1 protein-coding gene is annotated in these 918 nt (G+C 37.6%); it reads right to left on the reverse strand.

What is annotated here, in order from left to right; all coding sequences use genetic code 11:
- On the reverse strand, positions 1-396 hold a 396-nt coding region (locus KIV40_RS28955), incomplete at its 3' end, for a hypothetical protein (RefSeq protein ID WP_285352674.1).
- Positions 397-918 lie beyond the last annotated feature (522 nt).

Here is a 918-nt window from a genome sequence, read left to right on the forward strand (position 1 = left end):
ATGGGAGCCTTTTGACACCTCGCTGTTTTGGTTAGAGTAGTTGAAGGTCAATTTTGTGTCTGAGTGTGAGAAGAACAAACCGGCTTTACCAAAAATAGCGAAATTGTCACTAAAACTGTGTTTGTACATAGGGGCTACTGAGAACATCAAAGTATCGAACTTCTCTTTTTTCTCAATAGTGTCATTACCATTATTGTAGCTATAGGTGTCATCTAAGCTAATCGCAAGTAACGTTGATTCAACATGCCAATTGCTGTGCATGATTTGACTACCGAAGGTGAATTGACCACCGACATCACCACTATCAATGCCTACGCCACCCAAAGCATACATTTCATTTGATGCTAGTGCTGAAGTTGACGCCATAATACACATTGCTAAAACTAATTTTTTCATTGTTTTCACTCTAGTTGATAAATTTCGGGAGAGGATTCTAGTGATATTTTAAAAATAAAAAACACCGTTCAAATAGGTTTAAGAGCAATTAAATTTATCAATAACTAAGCTGGTGGTTTTGAAGGAGGTAATTATATTTTTTTAGATGTGATGGGTGAGGGTGTTGCAAGTCTTAGGTTCTGATTATTAATGGTTTATTTTATGTCTTCTATCTAAAATAGACTAAAAAAGCCCCAGAGAATTAAGTGTTTCTAGAGCTTAAATAGGATTGAATTAGGGGGCGTTTTAATAGAACTTAAACACAAACCACGGTTAGTATGCGAGTTGGTGTTCACTGGTAAAGAAAATACTGATTTAAAAATGAGCAGCCCAGCCGATGAGGAACCCCTGTGATGCGGTGTCATACTCAAAGGTCCCTTTGTTTTCGTAATCAACCCAGGTCGATTTGTAGGCGATGTTCAAGTCAGACCAATCGTTAATTTGATAGCGTGCACCGAGAAGCAAACCTGAAGTAAAGTTGGT

It is taken from the genome of Vibrio sp. D173a, from assembly GCF_030248475.1.